Origin of the sequence: Leptolyngbya sp. DQ-M1 (genome assembly GCF_039962505.1) — a bacterium.
Classification (GTDB): domain Bacteria; phylum Cyanobacteriota; class Cyanobacteriia; order Leptolyngbyales; family Leptolyngbyaceae; genus Leptolyngbya.
Map to the genome: position 1 here is coordinate 200,020 of NZ_JAMPLJ010000002.1, position 19,526 is coordinate 219,545.

Annotated in this window: 15 protein-coding genes; 3 read left to right on the forward strand and 12 right to left on the reverse strand. The window is 48.5% G+C overall.

Going from position 1 to position 19,526, the window contains the following annotated elements; translation table 11 throughout:
• Nucleotides 1-54: 54 nt before the first annotated feature.
• From NC981_RS06915 to msrB, 6 genes are all read right to left on the reverse strand, one after another.
• On the reverse strand, nt 55-1,782 hold the full coding sequence (locus tag NC981_RS06915; RefSeq protein WP_348242192.1) for a succinate dehydrogenase/fumarate reductase flavoprotein subunit: 1,728 nt from the start codon (nt 1,780-1,782) through the stop codon (nt 55-57).
• Between the two features lie 69 nt (nt 1,783-1,851).
• Nucleotides 1,852-2,415: a hypothetical protein gene (locus NC981_RS06920; RefSeq protein WP_348242193.1), complete on the reverse strand. Its 564-nt coding sequence runs from the start codon at nt 2,413-2,415 to the stop codon at nt 1,852-1,854.
• Nucleotides 2,396-3,604, reverse strand: coding sequence for a sulfite exporter TauE/SafE family protein (locus NC981_RS06925; protein ID WP_348242194.1), 1,209 nt, complete (start codon nt 3,602-3,604; stop codon nt 2,396-2,398). The genes NC981_RS06920 and NC981_RS06925 overlap by 20 nt, the downstream gene beginning before the upstream one ends.
• A 14-nt stretch (nt 3,605-3,618) precedes the next feature.
• The gene (locus NC981_RS06930) at nt 3,619-4,392 is read right to left on the reverse strand and encodes a class II glutamine amidotransferase (RefSeq protein WP_348242195.1); all 774 of its coding nucleotides are present in this window, start codon (nt 4,390-4,392) and stop codon (nt 3,619-3,621) included.
• Between the two features lie 109 nt (nt 4,393-4,501).
• A complete protein-coding gene (locus NC981_RS06935) occupies nt 4,502-8,068 on the reverse strand; it encodes a response regulator (RefSeq protein ID WP_348242196.1) in 3,567 nt (1,188 codons plus the stop codon).
• Between the two features lie 117 nt (nt 8,069-8,185).
• Nucleotides 8,186-8,593, reverse strand: a complete 408-nt coding sequence (gene msrB, locus NC981_RS06940; protein ID WP_190379726.1) for a peptide-methionine (R)-S-oxide reductase MsrB — start codon at nt 8,591-8,593, stop codon at nt 8,186-8,188.
• 124 nt (nt 8,594-8,717) lie between these two features.
• Here msrB and NC981_RS06945 point away from each other — a divergent pair, with 124 nt between their 5' ends.
• On the forward strand, nt 8,718-9,809 hold the full coding sequence (locus tag NC981_RS06945) for an HhoA/HhoB/HtrA family serine endopeptidase (protein ID WP_348242197.1): 1,092 nt from the start codon (nt 8,718-8,720) through the stop codon (nt 9,807-9,809).
• 252 nt (nt 9,810-10,061) lie between these two features.
• Here NC981_RS06945 and NC981_RS06950 read toward each other — a convergent pair whose 3' ends face one another.
• From NC981_RS06950 to NC981_RS06965, 4 genes are all read right to left on the reverse strand, one after another.
• Complete coding sequence (locus NC981_RS06950; RefSeq protein ID WP_348242198.1) at nt 10,062-10,706, reverse strand: PIN domain-containing protein; 645 nt, start codon at nt 10,704-10,706, stop codon at nt 10,062-10,064.
• The gene (locus NC981_RS06955; RefSeq protein ID WP_348242199.1) at nt 10,684-11,124 is read right to left on the reverse strand and encodes a hypothetical protein; all 441 of its coding nucleotides are present in this window, start codon (nt 11,122-11,124) and stop codon (nt 10,684-10,686) included. The genes NC981_RS06950 and NC981_RS06955 overlap by 23 nt, the downstream gene beginning before the upstream one ends.
• A gap of 214 nt (nt 11,125-11,338) precedes the next feature.
• On the reverse strand, nt 11,339-13,021 hold the full coding sequence (locus NC981_RS06960) for an AarF/ABC1/UbiB kinase family protein (RefSeq protein ID WP_348242200.1): 1,683 nt from the start codon (nt 13,019-13,021) through the stop codon (nt 11,339-11,341).
• Between the two features lie 91 nt (nt 13,022-13,112).
• Entirely contained in the window at nt 13,113-15,185 is a 2,073-nt protein-coding gene (locus NC981_RS06965) for a GAF domain-containing protein (RefSeq protein ID WP_348242201.1), read from the reverse strand.
• 365 nt (nt 15,186-15,550) lie between these two features.
• On the opposite strand from NC981_RS06965, the gene NC981_RS06970 reads away from it, so the two are divergent.
• The gene (locus NC981_RS06970; protein WP_348242202.1) at nt 15,551-17,236 is read left to right on the forward strand and encodes a DUF87 domain-containing protein; all 1,686 of its coding nucleotides are present in this window, start codon (nt 15,551-15,553) and stop codon (nt 17,234-17,236) included.
• Nucleotides 17,237-17,255: 19 nt separating this feature from the next.
• Here NC981_RS06970 and NC981_RS06975 read toward each other — a convergent pair whose 3' ends face one another.
• Complete coding sequence (locus NC981_RS06975) at nt 17,256-18,095, reverse strand: hypothetical protein (RefSeq protein WP_348242203.1); 840 nt, start codon at nt 18,093-18,095, stop codon at nt 17,256-17,258.
• A 148-nt stretch (nt 18,096-18,243) separates the two neighbouring features.
• On the reverse strand, nt 18,244-18,984 hold the full coding sequence (locus tag NC981_RS06980; protein ID WP_348242204.1) for a histidine phosphatase family protein: 741 nt from the start codon (nt 18,982-18,984) through the stop codon (nt 18,244-18,246).
• Nucleotides 18,985-19,102: 118 nt separating this feature from the next.
• Here NC981_RS06980 and NC981_RS06985 point away from each other — a divergent pair, with 118 nt between their 5' ends.
• Nucleotides 19,103-19,438 carry an NAD(P)H-quinone oxidoreductase subunit M gene (locus NC981_RS06985; RefSeq protein ID WP_348242205.1) on the forward strand — a complete coding sequence of 112 codons (336 nt, stop codon included), beginning with the start codon at nt 19,103-19,105 and terminating at the stop codon, nt 19,436-19,438.
• Nucleotides 19,439-19,526: the final 88 nt, after the last annotated feature.

Genomic DNA, 19,526 nt, shown 5'->3' on the forward strand with positions numbered 1-19,526 from the left:
CGGAAATTCGGGCGAACTTGACCTGCTATTTATCCAGATGTTTTGTCCAGATGTTTAATACTTCCGCTCTTGAGGTTCAAACTGATTGAGGACAACAGGCATATAGTTAATATCAATGCCAGCCGTAGAATAGTACGCCAATGTATGTTTCAAGAAGTTAGGGTCATCACGCTGAGCATAGTCCTCACGGCAATGTGACCCTCGACTTTCTTTGCGGTTGATTGCAGAAAATAGAATCATTTCACCCACTACGAACAACGATCGCAGTTCCAACGCTTCAATTAATTCTGTGTTCCAAACGGTTCCACGATCGTCGAGCCGAATTTGACTGTATTTCTGCTGCAATTCCCGCAGTTTGATTAGTCCTGACTGCATCACGTCTTCGGTACGGAACACACCGCAATGCTCGGTCATACAGTCTTGATACGCTTGACGAATTTCTTGAATGCGGTATTGTCCTGACTGCTCAAACAAAGCTTGAATCTGTTGTTTCGCATCTTGAGTATAGCGATCGACGTTCAAATCCGGTAGCTTGCGATTTTGGACAAATTGAGCGATCGTGGCCCCAGTTCTACGCCCATAGACTACACATTCTAGTAGCGAATTACTGCCCAACCGGTTCGCACCATGCACCGATACACAGGACGTTTCCCCTGCTGCGAAGAATCCATCGACAAACTCATCGGCTCCTGCCCGAACCTGTCCATCTGTGTTCACGGGAATGCCACCCATACAGTAATGCACCGTTGGACGCACAGGCATCGGTTGAGTCACCGCATCGACTCCAACTAAGCGATGCGCTTCTTCCCAACAGAACGGAACGCGGCTCATAATTTTCTCTTTGCCCATGTGCCGCAAATCGAGATAGACATAAGCGCCGCCTGCACTGCCATCCGGGTTAATGCCGCGTCCCGCTCGGATTTCAGAGACGATCGCTCGTGAGGTAATATCACGCGGCGCAAGCTCCATTCGGCTCGGAGCATACCGCGACATAAACCGCTCTCCCTCACTGTTAATCAGATACGCGCCCTCACCCCGCACCGCTTCCGAAATCAACACACCGACCGGATACAATCCTGTCGGATGAAACTGCACGAATTCCATATCTTCGAGCGGTAGACCTGCCATTGCAGTCATCGCTAATCCGTCACCCGTCGAAGCGTAATCGTTGGAAGTGGTGTTATAAACGCGCCCATATCCACCTGTCGCGAACATGACCGCTTTTGCTCGAACTATCTCGATCTGTCCATCGAGCAAGTGATACATGACTACACCTTTTGCCTGTCCATCTTCAAGGATCAGACGCATTACGTACCATTCTTCGTAGATCTTGACTCCGTACTTCATCAAGTTGCAGATCAACTCATGCAGAATCGCGTGTCCGGTTTTGTCTGCGGCGTAACAGGTGCGATTGTGCGAATGTCCACCAAAAGCCCGTTGAGCAATGCGACCATCGGGAAGGCGAGAGAATAACACTCCCATGTGTTCGAGATCAATCACCACATCGGGAGCTTCTTGCGTCAGAATGGCGACCGCATCTTGATCGGCGAGATAATCTGAGCCTTTGACCGTATCGAAGGCGTGAGCTTCCCAAGAATCGGTTTCATCGACGTTCTTGAGTGAAGCTGCCATGCCGCCTTGCGCCGCGACGGAGTGCGATCGAATCGGGTGAGTTTTAGCAACCACCGCAACGCTCAAACCCGGATTCGTGCGGACAATCTCTAAGGCGGCACGACATCCCGCCAGCCCACCGCCAACAATAATGACATCGTGATCAATCATGGTCGCTCATCGGGGAATGTTTCGCATTTCCCATTGTGACGCGAATTGTGGGGCGAATCTGTGATTCTGTTAGTTTTTAACAGTTCTCTTTACAAACCAAGCTGCCACAGAGAGAGCGATCGCACCGATCGCGACAGGAAGTATCCAATTAGTTTGGGATTGAGGTGCGGGTGAGGCTTGTGGAGCTTGAGCGACGGGACTCGATTGTGGAGCGGCTCCAGCTTGAACGGTGACATCGTAGGCGAATTTGAAGGCGTTGAATTCGTTGTTCGCTTTCGGTGCGCCACTGATTTCTAGGGTGTAAATTCCCGCTTTGGGAAAAGTAATTTCTGCGCCTGGGATTCCTTTGTATTGTTCGGCGGAGATCGCTTTTAACGCAGGTTGAGCAATTGTTTGATTGTTCGATCGCACCATTAGCTGACAGTTACAACGATCGAGCGAAATGATTTCGCCGCCTGCTTTTGTCAATGCAAACCAGGCTTTTGAGGGTTCACCTGCTTTTGGGTTGTGATTGGGTTCAATGTGAAAATTGGAGGCGACATTGCCCTCGGTTTTGACATTGTGAGCGAGAGCAGGTGAAGCAAATAGTAAAAAAGGAATGAGATAAACCGATTTATTTTTTAGGTGCAACATACCATTTTTCCAACGAGAGCAGCGACCAGAAAAAGTGCGATCGCATCAACAATACGCTAATCACTGAAAAGAGAAGAACACCAACTCTAAAACGATTACCAAAGTCAACGCTAATTTCGCCTAAGTAATTTGAGCCAGATAAACTCGTATGAATCGCAGCTAGAACCAAAGCTGGAACACTCAACAAATGGATTTTTCGCCAAATTGCACCGAGTTTAGAAACCGCTTGATTAAAACTTGTTAATGCTGCGGGCAACATTAACCCAAATGCTGAAATTCCCGACCACATTCCTGCTTGTTGAGTTGGTAGCAGAAACGCGATCGCGTTTAAGTTCCAGTTAAACGTATGGTCGAGATAATGTCCGATATGGGCACAAGACAACACAAACGCCCCTACTCCTAACGCTCGTCGATACTGCAACGGAGCCGCCCAAATTCGGCTAATCGGTCGCGCAATCAGCGCTAACATTAGGCAAATCAGAGCTGCATGTCCGGTGTAATCGACCATATCGCTGCTTCTGAGTAATGTCAAAAGACCGATCGTCAAAGTCACCCAACCGCCCAATTTGAACAACTGGCTTCTACGATCGCGACTCAATGCCGACGCGAATAATCCGGTACTAACCATCATGGGCGCAGTTCCCAACCCGAACGCCAACATCGTCAAAGCACCTTCAGCCACAGTTCCGGTTTCAGCCGCTTTAATTTGGGCAGCGTAGAGAAAGCCACAAGGAATCAAGCCCCAGATCATTCCCAGCAGTGCAGGAGTCCATCCATTGTTCGATCGCGCCAATTCCGACATCAGCGAATTAAAGCGATCGTGTAATTTCCCCTGAATCGGATGCAAAATCGGCACACGCGGTAGCCAACTCGCATTAATATTCGACAACCCAAACCAAATTAAAAGCAATCCGGTAACGATCGCCAATCCTCGTCTCAGTCCACTATCGATCCCCGCAAGTTGTCCACCTGCAATTAGCACCGATCCCAGCGCTCCGATCGTTGCTCCCACGATCGTGTAACTCAAGACTCTACCAAAATTCAGCAGTAGATTAAACCGAATTTGCTGCCATCTGGAACCGCGTTCGCGAGATAGCGAAAATGCCACGGTCAACGGGCTACACATCCCCAAACAATGACCGAAGCTGCCTAAAAATCCGACACTCGCAATCAACAGTAAATCAAGCATTTTTTCATGCTATCTCATGCGAAGCGCACAGGTAAGCCATCTTGAAACGCTAGCAATTCTCCCGGCTCGATCGTTGTCCACACTTCGTTATCGGTTAACGGAGTCGTCGCGATCACGGCAACACGATCGCTCTTGTTCGTCAATTCCTGAAAATCCACCGTTAAATCCGCATCAATTAGATGTGCGGCTGCAAACGGAGCTTGCCGCACAATGTAGCAAAGCTTGGTTGAACAATGCACAAAAAAAGTTTCACCGTCTGAAAATAGATAGTTAAACGTGCCATATTTTGCGATCTGATCCGTGACCGATCGCAGCACCGGATACAACTCGGTTGAACTCGGTTTCTCGATCGGAAAGGTCTGCCGCAACGTATTCAAAATTAAACAAAACGCCCGTTCACTATCGGTTTGTCCCACAGGGCGATATATTCCGTCGGCTTCTGGCTCGAAGTTTGGCAAATCTCCGTTGTGTGCGAATACCCAATAGCGCCCCCATAATTCTCGCTGGAACGGATGGCAATTCTCTAACGCCACTCGACCGAAAGTGGCTTTACGAATATGAGCAATCACATGAGTCGAATGAATCGGATATTTACGAACTAACTCAGCTACCGGAGACGCGATCGCAGGCTTGATATCGATGAACGATCGCACTCCCGCTCCTTCAAAAAACGCAATCCCCCAGCCGTCCTGATGCTCATCGGTTCGACCGCCCCGCGCAGAAAATCCCTCAAACGAGAAGCAGATATCTGTGGGAACATTGCAATTCATTCCGAGTAATTGACACATACCTCGCGTTCAGAATCCCCGTAAAGTTGTTGGAATAGCACAGCGGTTTGCGATGCAATCGAGCTAGATAGTGTCTCAAGCGCGTGGCAAGTTAAGTTCGGACTGTGCTTCAACGATAAAGCCAAACGCGCAGCAATGACAATAATTGCTCAGTATCAACAGGCTTCGTAATGTAATCAGATGCGCCTGCTTCGATACATTTTTCTCGATCGCCCTGCATTGCTTTTGCAGTGAGCGCAATGATCGGCAGGGATTTAAATTGCGGTTGTTCTCGAATGGCGCGGGTTGTCTCATAACCATCCATTTCTGGCATCATAATATCCATCAGAACGACATTTGTATCGGGATGGGCTTGCAGCGTTTCAATGCCTTCGCGCCCATTCTCAGCGTAGAACACTTCCATCTGCTGACGCTCTAGCAAGCTTGTCAACGCAAAAATGTTCCGCATATCATCATCGATAATCAAGACTCTCTTGTTTCCTAAGACAGAATCGGCTTGATGCAGGTCTTCGAGGATTTGGCGTTTGGGCTGCGGTAGGTTCGCTTGCACACGGTGGAGAAACAGTGCAGTTTCATCAAGTAAGCGTTCGGGCGATCGTACATCTTTGATGATGATTGTCTCTGCAAGGCGTTTTAGCTGCGTCTCTTCTGGGCGGGTTAGTTCTTTGCCGGTGTAGATGATGATGGGAATTTTAGATAAAGCATCGTCTTGCTTGATCTGTTCGATGAGATCGAAACCGCTCATATCCGGGAGTCCCAAATCCATTACAACACAGTCAATTTGCTGTGAGTGTAATGTTGATAACGCATCTTTTGCTGTGTAAGCAGCAATGCTATTGACATCTCCGTTGCCAATCAGATCAATGATGCTTTGAGCTTGTACGGTGTCATCTTCAATGATTAGCAAGTTTTTAACGCGCCGATCGATAAAGCTTTGAATCTCACCGAACAATTGAGTTAAGTCGTCAGAAGAAACAGGCTTTTGCAGATAAGCGATCGCGCCCAATTGCAATCCGCGTTGGCGCTGGTCGTCGCTCGATAGAATGTGAACCGGAATATGACGCAGTTCTGGATCACGCTTTAAGCGATCGAGGACTGCCCAGCCGTCCATATCGGGCAAATGTAAATCTAGTAGAATTGCACGCGGTTTGAATTGTTGTGCCAGTGCCAATCCCGATTGACTCCTCAAGGCTGCAAGTACCTTAAAGCCCTGCCGTCGTGCAATATCTGTGAGAATTTTAACGAAGTTCACATCGTCTTCGATGATCAGTAGCACACGATCTCCCCCGTGAATCGAAGCACGATCGTCTGGAACTTCTGAAGTCAGATTGAGCGTTGGTGCAGGACGAGACACCGGAGGAGTAACGGTCTCTGGAGTCGTCGCAATTGGATCTTGAGTTTGAGGAAGGTAGAGTGTGAAGGTACTCCCGCGATCGGGTTCACTGGTCACTTCAATAAAGCCACCCAGTCGATAGGCTAACTCTCGACTAATCGACAGTCCTAAGCCTGTCCCCCCAAACTTACGGCTTGTTGTGCCATCAACCTGCTGAAATGCTTCAAAAATTAGCTGCTGCTTCTCACGCGGAATGCCAATCCCGGTATCCTGCACTGCAAAAAAAACTTTTTGATCCTGAGTTGAACCAATCCGAACGGTGACGCTTCCTTGTTCCGTGAATTTGAAAGCATTGGCGAGTAGATTCTTGAGAATCTGCTGAAGACGTTTGCTATCCGTTGAGATGACTTCTGGTGCTTGAGGATCACGCTCGATCGAGAACGCGAGTTCTTTACTGCTGGCAATCTGGCGGAAGGTGCGATCGAGACTCCGTTGCAGATCCGTGAGGTTAAGCGGTTCAATGTCGATCGCAATGGTTCCCGATTCAATCTTGGCAAGGTCGAGAATGTCATTGATCAACGTCAGCAAGTCATTACCAGAAGAGTAGATTGTTTTGCTGTATTCCACCTGCTTGTCGGTTAAATTCTGGTCTGCGTTGTCACTGAGGATCTTTGCTAGAATCAGCAAACTGTTGAGTGGTGTTCTCAACTCATGCGACATATTCGCCAAGAACTCCGACTTATACCGGGATGAAACTTCTAACTGCTCTGCTTTTTCTTGCAGTGCCAGCATCGCTTGATCAATCTCACCGTTTTTCTGTTCAACTTCGCGCTTTTGTGCAGCTAAGAGTTCTGCTTTTTCTTCAAGCTCCTCGTTAAGTTGCTGTAGCTCTTCGTTGGAGACTTTTAGCTCCTCTTGTTGTTCTTGCAGACGGAGTTCTGATTCTTCTAGAGCACGGGTTTGATCCTGAAGCTGTCGATTGCTTTGGTAAAGTTCTTCTTGCTGACTTCGCAGTTCTTCTGCCAAAGCTTGTGACTCTTTGAGTAACTGCTGCGTTTTTGCATCCGATGCGATCGCTTTTAACACAACCCCGATCGTTTGTGCTAATCGCTCTAATAAGGTGAGTTGAACCTCTGTGAATCGCTGAAATGATGCTAATTCGAGCACCGCAACGACTTCGTTTTCAAACAGCACGGGCAAAACAATCACATTGATTGGGCTTGCATCTCCTAAGCCCGATCGAATCCGAATGTAATCGCTTGGAACATCCGTTAAAAGAATGCGTTGCTTTTCTAGCGCACATTGTCCGACTAATCCCTCGCCTAAGTGAAACTGATTCGATAGCTGTTTGCGCTCTTGATACGCATAGCTACTTAACAGTTTGAGTACAGGTGGCGATAGTTCTGTATCCATCATGTAAAATGCGCCATGCCGAGATCCCACTAACGGAGCAAGGTGCGATAACATCAATCGCGACACCGTTTCTAAGCTCCGCTCTCCCTGAATCAAGTGGGAAAATTCTGCTAAGTTAGTCTGTAACCAAGTTTGGCGATCGCTCTTTTGCAAACTATCGCGCAAACTGTCTACCATTTGCCGCAAGGTGCGCGTTAGGATGCCAACTTCGTCTTGGCGATCCAGCCTGGGCAGTTGTGCTGATAAGTCGCCGTCAGCAATTCTTTCAGCACTCCGTGAAACTTGGGTTAAAGGGGTTGAGATATGGCGATTGAGCAAAACACCCAAAATTGCCAGCAGCGTAAACGCAAGCGGCATCCCGATCGCAATGCTATCCAGCGTATTCTGTGCGGCAATATTGGCATTTCTGGATCGCTGATCCAGTAGCCTTTGTTCTCGCACTTTCATCTGATCAATGACTCGTCGAATCTGATCGGTAACAGGCTTGCCGCGCCGTACACTATCATCTTGTATGACTGCTTGTAGCCCTCGCGCTCGTCTGAGGGCAATGCGCTCCTTCATCAGTTCGATGCGTTGATCAACTAGACCCGCTAACTGCCTTATATCCTGTTGTTGAGTAGGATTATCTATGGTTAGCTGGCGAACATTATCAATCCTTTGCTGAACCGTACTGATCGCGAGGTTGTAGGGCTGCAAATACGGTGTTTCACCAGTTAATAGATAGCCCCGCTGTCCGTTTTCAGCTTCAACGATCAAGGATAGAATGTCTTCGAGTTCTCCTAAGACCTGATAAGTATGAGTGACCCAGCGTGAGGTTGCGATCAATTCACGGGTTCCACTGTATGAGACAATTCCGATCGCTGCGAAAATGGAGAGTCCGAGTCCAAATGCCGCTCCGATCTTTGTCCCAATTCGCAAGCGCTTCAACATTTTTTACCCAGTGCGATCGTGCATTCAGCGATCGATTGTCTGACGGTTAGAAGAATTGCCACATCTGACTTTGGGTAGAGAGGCGAGAGAGAATTGCTTGTCTCTCACCCCTTGTTTCTATTCTGGAACGAATTCTAAAGCAACACCATTCATGCAATATCTCTGTCCGGTTGGACGAGGGCCGTCTTCAAACACATGACCTAAATGCCCACCGCACTTAGCACAGTGAACTTCAACGCGAGTCATGAAGAACGATCGATCAACTGTGGTCTCGATCGCGTTTTCTAAGGGTGCATAGAAGCTGGGCCAACCTGTACCGCTATTGAACTTAGTTTCAGATGAGAATAATGGCGTTCCACAGCCTGCACAGGAGAAAGTACCCTTGCCGTATTCCTTATCGAGTGGGCTAGTTCCGGCTCGTTCTGTGCCGTGTTTGCGTAACACTCGAAACTGGTCTGGGGTGAGCGAAGCTTTCCATTCTTCTTCGGTTTTGTTGATTTCAAATGAATTGTTTTGAGTGTTCATTACAGCAATGTTGTTTCTAGTGTTCTTAGTTTATTTTAACAAGTCCTCTAAATTTCCCTCGCAAGCATGAAGTCAGGAAAACGGCGATCGCGCTTGATTTGAGTGGTTTACTTCAAGTATGGCTATGATCAAGCGACTTCTGGGATATGTCAGTGTGTTAGTGCTGAGTTTGGGATGGCTGCTGCCTGCTCAGGCGGCTCCGTTTGGGCAGGGCGATAACTTTGTCACAGCGGCGATCGATAAAGTTGAAGCGGCAGTGGTGCAGGTGAATGTGTCGCGCAACTTAGGCGGTGATGTGCCGGGTGCTTTAAGGCCGTTTTTGGGCAATCCGCAAGCCGGTTCTTCTTCAAGAGTGCTGCGGGGATTGGGATCAGGGTTTGTGATTGATCAAAACGGTAAGATTCTCACCAATTCGCACGTCGTTGATAATGCGGATACAGTCACCGTTTCATTTCAAGATGGACGCGTGCTAGAAGGCAAAGTGCTGGGTAAAGATCCGGTGACAGATGTAGCTGTGATTCAGGTGCAAGCTGAGAACTTACCTACGGTAACGCTGGGGAATTCTGATGAGGTACGGCAGGGACAATGGGCGATCGCGATCGGGAATCCATTGGGACTTCAAGAAACCGTAACGGTCGGGGTGATTAGCGGGACAGAGCGATCGAGCGTAGATATTGGTGTTCCCGATAAGCGGGTGGGATTCATCCAAACCGATGCAGCAATTAATCCAGGGAACTCCGGCGGGCCGCTGTTAAATGCAAACGGTGATGTAATTGGAATCAATACGGCAATCATTCAGGGTACACAAGGATTGGGATTTGCCATTCCGATTAACACAGCACAAAATGTAGCACAACAATTGATCGCAACAGGAACTGTGACGCATCCCTATATTGGAGTTCAGTTAGTTGCGCTTGATCCGAATGTAAGAGACTTTATTAATCGCGCTCCCAACAGTCGCATGAAGGTTGAGGACGATCGCGGAATTCTGGTGGTTGGGGTCGGTCGTGGAACGCCTGCGGCAAAGGCAGGACTCAAAGCGGGAGACGTGATTCAAGCTGTGAATGATCAACCGATTCAAAACGTAAAAACGATTCAGCAATTGGTCGATCAAGCAGGAGTCGATGGCAGTTTGAGTGTCAACGTGAAGCGGAGCGATCGCACAGTTGCATTGACGATTTCACCGGAGCAATTACCTGCGGTTGAGGCACAATAAAATTGAGTTGTAGCGACGCGATTAATCGCGTCGCCCTACAAATTCCGCAGTGGTCATCAGGCGCAACATTCAGCCATCAAATTGGTATAAAAAGACTCCTGTAGAGCGATCGCTCACATTGCAGCGATCGCTCTGAAATCTTGAATTCTATCTTGCTCAACAACTGCCTTAAACTTCTGCTGTAATTCGATCAGCTGCAAGAAGAAATCCTAAACACTCTTCTTGTTTCGGAAGCTCAACACCGATAGTTTCTCATTCAGTCTTCAATTCTTGCTGTAGCCAGCCCAGAAAGTTCTTCGTTCTTGTAAAGCGTTGACTTACTCCAGCGTCTAATAGTGCTTGCTTAGCAGGATTCGGTTGACCAAATATCTCATCCTTCCAGAACGCTGCATCATTCGTCAATAAGACTTTTTGCTCAGTGAAGTGTTGTCGAGCATGGTGCAGAATACATTGCAAAACTAAATTATCTCGACGCTGTTTCTGCTCTGGAAGAAACCGTTGATTCAGTCCACTGACTAAACTTTCAGGAGTCAAATGCACCATTTCAAATCGATTAGACATCGCTTGTACGGCTACCTGAAATCGTGCTTCGACATCATTCAGCAGATTGCTATAACGCACCAAGGCATCATTCAAAACAGACACTAATACTTCGCTACCCTGTGCTGTTTTATCTCGTCGTGCCTCGCTCAATTGCTGATCCAGTGTTTTCCTAAAGCTTTCTCGTCTTTGTCGATCCTCTTCAAAAGCAACCAAAGCTTCCATATAACAAATACTAGGAATGCCAATTCTTACCGACTCGCACAGCGAATCTTGCAGCAGTTCTGTTGCCTCTGGATCTTGCCCTTTTGCAATCGCCAAAATTAAGTTCGTCTCAACGTACAGAATCAAGCTCAACCTCTTCTTCCGTCGTACCGTCTGCCAAGTGATGCAGCAACCCGATTTCTTCTATCGCAGCCGCCGCAGGAGGATTTGGAGATTTCCAATGATAGGCTAGGTCGCGCAACCACGCTTCTACTAAAGTCGTTAAGTAACTCTCAAAAATTTGTTTTTGTCCAAACTTTGGCTCATAAAACCGCAACACATCCTCTGTGTTGAGCACTTGAATTGGCTTTGATAGTTCTTGTCCATTCCATCGGAAAATCTGAATGTTTTCGCTATTAACCGTCATGCCAAAGGAAACGTTGCCATGATACTGACTGAGATAATGCCTTAAATTCTTCTTTGAATCGCCTCCTAAGCCGCTTGTTTTCACTTCACCAACTAAGATGATGTTTCCGTCTTTATCTTTTGCTACAAAGTCGAACTTGTCCATTGTCATCTCCTACCCTCATTCTTTGCTTTGGTCATCATCTGACATTTCCTAGCTCAATGAAGACCAAAAATAAACCAGCAGGTTCAACCCGACTTGCTTTCACTTATTGATACCCTCACTCCGTTCTCGTCGTCGAGTTGCGACAAATTCACGCTCGTAGATCGTGAAAGTCAGCCCAAATAAGCTCACTCTCGGCATTAAGAGAGCTTCACCTCTAATCCAGCATTCGATCGACGCGATCGCGCAACATCAACCGAATCAGCGATCGGAGCAAAAACACTCCCGTCACTGCCGCGATTGCAAACGCAAAAACCGCGCCGCCGCTGATCTGACCAATCAGTAAAATGGCTCCAGTCAATCCCGCAAATCCTGAAATACACGCATAGAGCAGTGCTCTCACCGAAAGATTAAGCGTTTTCAAGGCGCGATCATGCTTCAGAGAATCGACCTGAACGCGGAATTCCCCTTCTTGAAGCCGGGTTTCGATCCGCTCGATCGCGCTCTGAGTTGGATTCGGTTTAGTCAATTGATACGCTAGAAAACTCTTCGCTTGCCGCGCTAACTCACCGACCCCACTCCCCTGCCGCGCTGGAAGCGTCGCTAAACTCTTCACAAACGGCTTTGCCGCAGACAACAAGTTATATTGCGGATCAAGATCCCGCGCCACCCCATCCAACGTAGTCAACGCCTTGATAATAAAAGTCATTCTTGCAGGCAGTCGGAAGGGCTGCTGCTCAAACACGGCGTAAAGCTCATTGCGTAAGCTCTTGAAGGCTTGCATTTCAACGGGCTTATCCGCGAAGCGCTCGACCAGCACATTCACAATCCGCTTCACCGGGGTCATATCTGCCATCGGCTCAACCAAGCCCATATCGACTAGGGTACTCACCACCTGATCCGTATCTTTCTTCAAGACGGCAAAAAAGGTCTGTACCATCTGGTTACGATTAATCGGCTGCACTTCCGCCATCATGCCGAAATCGTAAAAGATCAGCTTGCCGTCGTGGCTCACTGCCATATTGCCAGGATGCGGATCGGCTTGGAAAAAGCCATCTTGCAGCAATTGTTTTAAGTAGGCACAAATGCCCAAATGGTTAATCTCGCGTGGATCAAGCCCAACAGCAAGCAACCCTTGACGGTCGTTCACCTTAATTCCCGGCACATATTCCATCGTTAACACGCGACGAGTCGTGTACTTCGGATAAATCCTTGGAACGACAATGCGATCGTGATTCGCAAAATTATGCCGAAAGCGATCAGCGTTCATCGCCTCCTGAATGTAGTCGATTTCCCGACCGAGAATTTCTGAAAACTCTGCATGAATCGCCTGAACGTCATAGTGTCGCGCACTGGGCGAGATGCGATCGATCCAGCGAATCAGTCGCCCGACAATCTGAAAGTCCATCGCGAATAGCTGATCTAAGCCCGGTCGCTGTACCTTAACAACGACTTCTTCACCGGTATGCAGTCGCGCCCGATGCACTTGTCCTAAACTAGCAGCCGCGATCGGAGCGCGATCGAACTCCTGATACAGCAGGTGCAACGGATAACCGAGTTCGGATTCGATAATCGAGATCGCCTGGTTTGAGTCAAATTCAGGCACTCGATCTTGAAGCTGTCCCAATGCCTTGACATACTCCAACGGCAGCAAGTCTGCCCGTGTTGAGAGCGACTGCCCAATTTTGATGAAGGTGGGTCCTAAATCTAACAGCGTCCCCACCAGCCACTGAGCGCGGCGATTGCGGTGATGCGCGGACTGCTTGGCAATCTGCCGATCCCACCACAGGTAAAACGTCAACTTTGCAGCCGACACGGAAATATCCACTTGTCGCGCCAGTGGAGAAGAAAGTTGCCGTTGCCAGCGTAGGGATTTGGGAGGGACAGCAGTTTGTAACATAACTTCAACCCATTATACCCATAGTGCCCGCACAAGCAGAAAAGCAATCCTGCCCGCTTTTCCAGATTCTAGACAGGAACGCGAAGAAAATCTACGCTCCAGCAATTTCTAAATTCTGCGGCAGCATGATCGTAAAGCAGGTTTCGTAAGATTGGGAGTCTGGAGCCGCCACGCTAATTGCCTCGATCGTGCCATTGAGATGCTGTACTAGACTTTTAACCAGCGCTAGTCCCAATCCAGTTCCAGGCACGGCGTTTTGAGTCATCCCCTGACACCGACGAAATTTATCAAAGATGTGCGGTAGTTCTTCCTCGGAAATGGGCGAACCCGTATTTGATAGAGAGAGCTTAATTTGCTGACCCGGCTCCAGCGTCACCTCTAGCCCAACTGTGCTATTCGGCTCGGCGTATTTGCCTGCATTCGTCAGTAATTCCAGCAAAATTCGCTGAAAACTGGCTAAATCCGTATGAAAAACAGGCGATCGAGCAGGTAATTTCACATCCAGCGTCAATCCTTTTGCTGCCCAGCGTTGATTAAACGACTGCGACAACTCCTCGATCGCGTGTGGTAATTCGACCCGCTGAAGCTGAAAGGCAACCTGTTTAGTTTCTAGTTCCTGTAGCGCCAGTAGATCGTTGATCAAGCTAGTTTCTTGAGCACACTGCTGCTCCAGAATATTGAGATACTGATCACGTCGCTCAGGAGTCAGCGTCGCCTGCCGCAACATCCGAATCGCCAGCATCATGCTCGTTAAGGGTGTCCTTAGCTCGTGGCTGAGCGTGCTGATGAACTCGTCCATCCGCTGATTCATTTCTCGTAGCTTCTCGATTTGTCTGCGGGTGATTTCGTACAGTCGCGCTTGTAGCTCTAAACTTTGCTGAAGCTGCGCCGTTCGCTCTTCAACCAGCGATTCTACCTGACGTAGGGTTTCGGTCTGAATGATTGCTGCACTAATTTGAGCGCTCAAGAGTTCAACCAGCTCAATCTCTTCCGGGAGCCAATTGCGCGATCGACTCTGCTGGACGGCAATAAATCCAAGCAAGCGATTTTTGCTTTCTAAGGGTACAAGCAACAGTGCAGGCATTTTCGTGGGATCGAAAATTGCGGCAACCCCCGCCGCTTCTTCCGTCGCGATCGAAAATGCTGCACCATCTCTAAACACAAATGATTTTGCTGTACTGCGAAGTGCGGCTTGGCAAACACCGCAATCGTTCACCCAAAACGACTGGCTCAACGGTGTCTCGGTCTCTAAGTCCAGGGGCTGCCGCCACTCGCTGTCGATCATGACGCGCATTTTCGGCACTCGATTGCTGTTCGATCGCAGACTCTGCCGCGGGTCCCAAAACTTCGCCCTCAGCACAAACGCTCGATCGATTTCAAGCGATTCGGCTAATCCTTCCAGCGCTAATTGCTGAACTTGTGGCAGATCCAAAGAATTCTGAATTGCCATTGTCACTCGGCGGAGCAGCGCTTGATATTGCGCTTGTTTTGCAACTTTTTGTTGCAGCAGAATTTGTGAAATCGCGATCGCAACCTGGTCAGTAATCTGAGCTAAGGTGTCAATCTCAAGATCGCTCCACTGATGCGCCTGAGTCCACATCAAGCTCACAACACCATTGATCCGCCCTTGAAACCGAGTCGGCAGACTAACTACCGATCGAATTGGCAACGCTCTTGCAGCGTAATCAATTTCGCTCAGGGTCAAGTCGGAGATCAATAATCCTGCGCGTTCTAGAGTCGCAGATTCAAGGATTACGGAGTTTGACACAATCTCTTTCTGCTGGCTGGCTGTGAACTGCGAGTGGGCAAACCAAGCCATGAGCGATCGATCCAAAGATTCAGACTGAATTGAAATCAAGCAAGCTTGTGCGCCATAAGCTTCACCTAACAGCGCCGCTACTTCAGATAAAACGGCATCGGGCTGAGTCGCACGACTGAGCGCCTGAACTAGCTTTCGTCCGATCGTGGCTTCCACTGTGGCGAGAGCCGATTGAAAGGCATGAGAATGCGACACAGTTTCGAGAGAATGGGTAGACGCTGAGGCAAGCCGATCCGAATCAATCCGAATCATCTCATCTCTTCTTGTAGTGTTGACAACATCCATGACCTGCCCCACAATTTCCTGCGATTTTACTGTTTCCGATCGCGAAACTTTTGCTTGCATCTTGTCACATGCCTGCTTGCGTCACGTTAGAGAAGGTTCCTTCACTAAGTTACCGTTGCTTAGTAAGGGAAACCGTGTTGCCCTGCATTGAAAAGGGAGATGGTCATTGCTTACCCCTGTCGCAATTCGCTTACTGCTTTATTGCACCATTGCTTTCAGATTACAATCTGAAGACTTTAACAGTATCCGTAAATTCCCCTGATTGCTCCCTCTAAATTGTTAAGTTCTCAAAACTCTATACGTGACGAAATCAAGCATAGATGAAGTGCGGGAGGTATTGTACCTGATGAATTGTGGATTTACGATTGATCTTCTCATTTTAATAGTACACTTGAACGAAATTCGCACTGACTTTCTTCCCAACTATGAGCCTTAAGCCTGCTTCAAACCCGATGAGCGTTGTAGGTACAGTCAAGGGACCCGGTGAGAACGGCAACCAGTACGTTTTCATCACTTCTGATAATCGCCATGTCCGAATCGGTGAATATGTCTATTACGAAGTTCGCGAGGCGGGAGCAGTCCGTAAGATCTTGGGGAAAATCTCCGATCGCCGGCTGATCGACCATTTGCCCGACCGCATTTTTGCGGATACCGAGATTAGCCCAGAGGCGATCGCGGCTTTGGTCGGATTTACCTACGACAACCCAGAGATTTATGAAGTGAGCGTGGATGTGATCGGATATTTCGATCCATCGCTTGGCTTTATGAATCCGCGAAAAAGTCCTGACCCCGGTGCAAAAGTGGTGTTGGCAGACGATGCCATGTTGCAGCAAATTCTCAATCGTCGGCAACCGCAAACGGTGGGATCAGCGCATATTGGGTCGCTGCTGCTGCGGGAAATGGGGGCAGTGCCGATCGCGCTTGATGTGAAAGAGCTTGTCAGTACCCATATGGCAATTCTGGCAGGAACAGGATCAGGAAAGTCTTATACAGCAGGCGTTTTAATCGAAGAGCTGCTGTTACCGCACAATCGCGCTGCGGTTTTGATTTTTGATCCTCACGGAGAGTACGGAACCCTAGCAGAAATGCGGGGACATCCTGCGTTTGAGGCGGCAGATGGATACTCGCCAAAAGTCAAAGTCATGACTCCAGAGGAGGTGAGAATCCGCATCTCTTCGCTCGATTATTACGATATTTTGGCGCTGCTGCCGGAAATGAGCGATCGACAACAAGCGATGCTGAGTAAAGCATTTCGGATTTTGCAACGTCACAAGCGCGGCGACTATCGCTGGGGGATTCAGGACTTGATTGCCGCCGTGCGAGAGGCGGATGTTCAAGTGGATGACGACGGCAACGAGAAAACCGGATCGTCGGCTCCCGCGCTGGAGTGGAAATTAGAGAAGATTGAGCGATCGAGCTACTTTCATACGCTAGAGCATACGGTTAGCCCAAAGGAGCTATTTGAACCGGGACAAATCACAGTTCTTCAAATGAACGAGATTAGCCAAGAAGAACAACAGGTCATTTGTGCAGCCGTGCTGCGGCAAGTAAATCACGCTCGAATGAGTACCGAGAAAGAGCTAATTTCACCTCAAGATGAAAATTTCTTACCTTATCCCGTGTTTATCCTGATTGAAGAAGCGCATCGTTTTGCGCCTGCCCATGAACCGTCTCGCTGTAAATCAGTGCTACGAACGATTTTGAGCGAAGGGCGGAAGTTTGGGGTAGGCATGGGATTGATTACACAGCGCCCCGGAAAACTGGATGCGGATGTGCTATCCCAGTGCATGAGCCAGTTTTTGATGCGAATTGTGAATCCGGTCGATCAAGAAAGCTTGAAATATGGTGTAGAAGCAGCGGGAAGAGATTTACTCAAAGAATTACCCGCCTTGACCAAGGGACAGATTATTATTTCTGGAGCTTGTGTGAATACGCCTGTGTTATGTAAAGTTCGCCAGCGTTTAACCAAGCACGGCGGGGAAACCTTAGATGCTCCGGCACTTTGGCAAAAGCACTTTGAGAGCCATCGGATTCAAGAACGTCAAATCGAGCTTGCTCCCGTTGCGGTTCCGCGTCGATCGCAGACTGTTCGCGGTAGAAGCATTGATTAATAGCGCAGCGAGCGTGGCTCTACTTCACGTTCTTTAACGCAATCTGTTGATTCTTACGGTAGAGGTCTGCGCGATTTCGCGCCACATCTGCACGCGGATGATTATCGGGCACTTGAGACATCAGCCGGGATGCTCCTCCCCACATTTCTGCGACCTGTTGCCATTGAACCGGAGTTTTTGCCTCTTTCGCGCTGTTTGCGGCTTGTTCTGCAACTCGCACCGCTGTTGCAAAGGAGTCACCATCCTGCTTCACGTTTGCAGTCCACTGGGGCGGCTTGGGTGAGACTTGCGGCTGCATCCGCGGGGTGGCAAAGAACTTACCTTGGCTCCAAGCATAAACTCCCCAACCTGTGAGCAAAATGCCTGCGCTGATCACGATACCGCCGAAGATGCCTTTGGTGAATTGGCGTTTCTCGCGCACGGCTTGGGGTGAAAGCGTCCTTGGTAAGTCATCGCGATCGCTGAAGGCTTCTCGTAGATCTTGCAGCATTCCCCGAATGAAATTTGGTCGCTTTAGAAGGATCTCTTGCGACCAGAGTAATTGTCCATCGGGATCGCGGTTGATTTCTTCAAACCAGAGCAGTTGCTGTTCTCGGACAATTCGGCTGTTAATGTTTACTCGTCGAATATGGCGGGGTGAAATCGATTCGAGAATTTTGCGGACGCGCTCAGTGAGCGCTGCGCGATCGAGCTGGTCGGAGGTGGCTGCCTCGCATAAAAGTTGTAGCACTCCATTGGCAAAGATAGCGCGAGTTCTCACGCCAGAGTCTGCCAATTTATCATTCAGAATTTGAATGATCGCGGCGACGCTGCCTTGATGGGCTTGCTTGTAGATATCATTGACCGCATTCACAATCATGAGATGAGTAGTTAACGAGAAACCCTGACTTGGAATTTACTACGTTAATATATCGCTTGTTTTGCATTTCAGAGCAAGTTTAACTGTCAGAAAAGGCGGATTCCTTAGCAAAAATTTGCTTTTTTACGAGAAATTGACCTCAGAATTTTTAATGTAAATGCCGAGAATCATTAAATCTACGAATCTGCCACAGATCGGTATTAAAACGATTTTGATTTTGCAGTTCCCAACGCGATCGATCGACCCAGAATTCAAACAGGGCAGTATTGTGGGCGCGTAATCTCCAGGATCTATCGCTTCCGAGTAATTGAGCGATTAAATGTTGCAAAATCCAACTGTGACTCACAATCCAAACTTGGTCTCCGTCGCGGTGGCGCTGCATAATTCGAGCGATAAATCGATGGGCACGATCGCGAGCATCATGTAGGGTTTCGGCTTCGGGGATCGGAATCCAATCGGGAGAAGTTTCTAATTTTCGGCAAAGATCGGGATAGCGAGATTGCGCTTCTGCCCAGGTTAATCCTTGAAAAATTCCGTTCTGAAATTCTTTTAATTCTTCGGCATATTCAAGCGGGATTTTTCGTGGGGTGGGTTCATCTTCGATCGGGCTTTCTAAATCGGAATCGATCAAATCGCTCACTGCAGCAGGTAGATGCGGTTCTTGAAAATAAGACAGCAGAATTTCAGTCGTTTGGGCAGCGCGTTTGAGGGGGCTAGAGTAAACGTGGGAAGGTCGCCAAGACTCAGCGCGCAGGTGTTTCGCGAGTTTTTCGCACTGTTGGCGACCAAGGGGAGATAATTCGTAATCGCCGTGACCTTGCATTCGTTTTTGGATATTGCCGATCGACTGGGCGTGACGGATAAAAAGGAGTTTGAGGACTTTAGACATGAGAAAATCAATCTTAGAGATGGGAAAGGATTGATGGGTAAATTGGGCGCGATCGAGAAATTTGGCGACCGAGTACAATTACAATTTCAAAAGTAAGCTACGGAATCCAGGTCAGTTTATGTTACTCAAATCTACGACTCGCCACATTCATATTTTCTCGGCAGAAGTACAAAATAATGAGTTGATCGAAAGTGATAAGGTTCTGACGCTGGATGTTGATCCAGATAATGAATTGGTCTGGAACCAAGATGCGCTGCAAAAGGTGTATAGCAAGTTTGATGAGTTGGTTGAGTCTTACAGTGGTCAAGCACTGACAGACTACAACCTGCGACGAATCGGGTCGGATTTGGAGCATTTGGTGCGAGCGCTGCTTCAGAAGGGTGAGATTTCTTACAACCTAGAGAGTCGGGTTTTGAACTATAGTATGGGATTGCCGCAGGTGAAACCGGAGTAGAGCGATCGAGCTTGCGCGGAAAGTTTCGCTTCGTTTCAGTAGGTTGCAGCTCCCTAAATCCCCCATGAATGGGGGGTTTTGAGTGTAT

Coding starts and splice junctions, on each gene's coding strand:
- NC981_RS06915 (WP_348242192.1), bottom strand. CDS start 1,782: ATGATTGATCACGATGTCATTATTGTTGGCGGTGGGCTGGCGGGATGT.
- NC981_RS06920 (WP_348242193.1), bottom strand. CDS start 2,415: ATGTTGCACCTAAAAAATAAATCGGTTTATCTCATTCCTTTTTTACTA.
- NC981_RS06925 (WP_348242194.1), bottom strand. CDS start 3,604: ATGCTTGATTTACTGTTGATTGCGAGTGTCGGATTTTTAGGCAGCTTC.
- NC981_RS06930 (WP_348242195.1), bottom strand. CDS start 4,392: ATGTGTCAATTACTCGGAATGAATTGCAATGTTCCCACAGATATCTGC.
- NC981_RS06935 (WP_348242196.1), bottom strand. CDS start 8,068: ATGTTGAAGCGCTTGCGAATTGGGACAAAGATCGGAGCGGCATTTGGA.
- msrB (WP_190379726.1), bottom strand. CDS start 8,593: ATGAACACTCAAAACAATTCATTTGAAATCAACAAAACCGAAGAAGAA.
- NC981_RS06945 (WP_348242197.1), top strand. CDS start 8,718: ATGATCAAGCGACTTCTGGGATATGTCAGTGTGTTAGTGCTGAGTTTG.
- NC981_RS06955 (WP_348242199.1), bottom strand. CDS start 11,124: ATGGACAAGTTCGACTTTGTAGCAAAAGATAAAGACGGAAACATCATC.
- NC981_RS06960 (WP_348242200.1), bottom strand. CDS start 13,021: ATGTTACAAACTGCTGTCCCTCCCAAATCCCTACGCTGGCAACGGCAA.
- NC981_RS06965 (WP_348242201.1), bottom strand. CDS start 15,185: ATGCAAGCAAAAGTTTCGCGATCGGAAACAGTAAAATCGCAGGAAATT.
- NC981_RS06970 (WP_348242202.1), top strand. CDS start 15,551: ATGAGCCTTAAGCCTGCTTCAAACCCGATGAGCGTTGTAGGTACAGTC.
- NC981_RS06975 (WP_348242203.1), bottom strand. CDS start 18,095: ATGATTGTGAATGCGGTCAATGATATCTACAAGCAAGCCCATCAAGGC.
- NC981_RS06980 (WP_348242204.1), bottom strand. CDS start 18,984: ATGTCTAAAGTCCTCAAACTCCTTTTTATCCGTCACGCCCAGTCGATC.
- NC981_RS06985 (WP_348242205.1), top strand. CDS start 19,103: ATGTTACTCAAATCTACGACTCGCCACATTCATATTTTCTCGGCAGAA.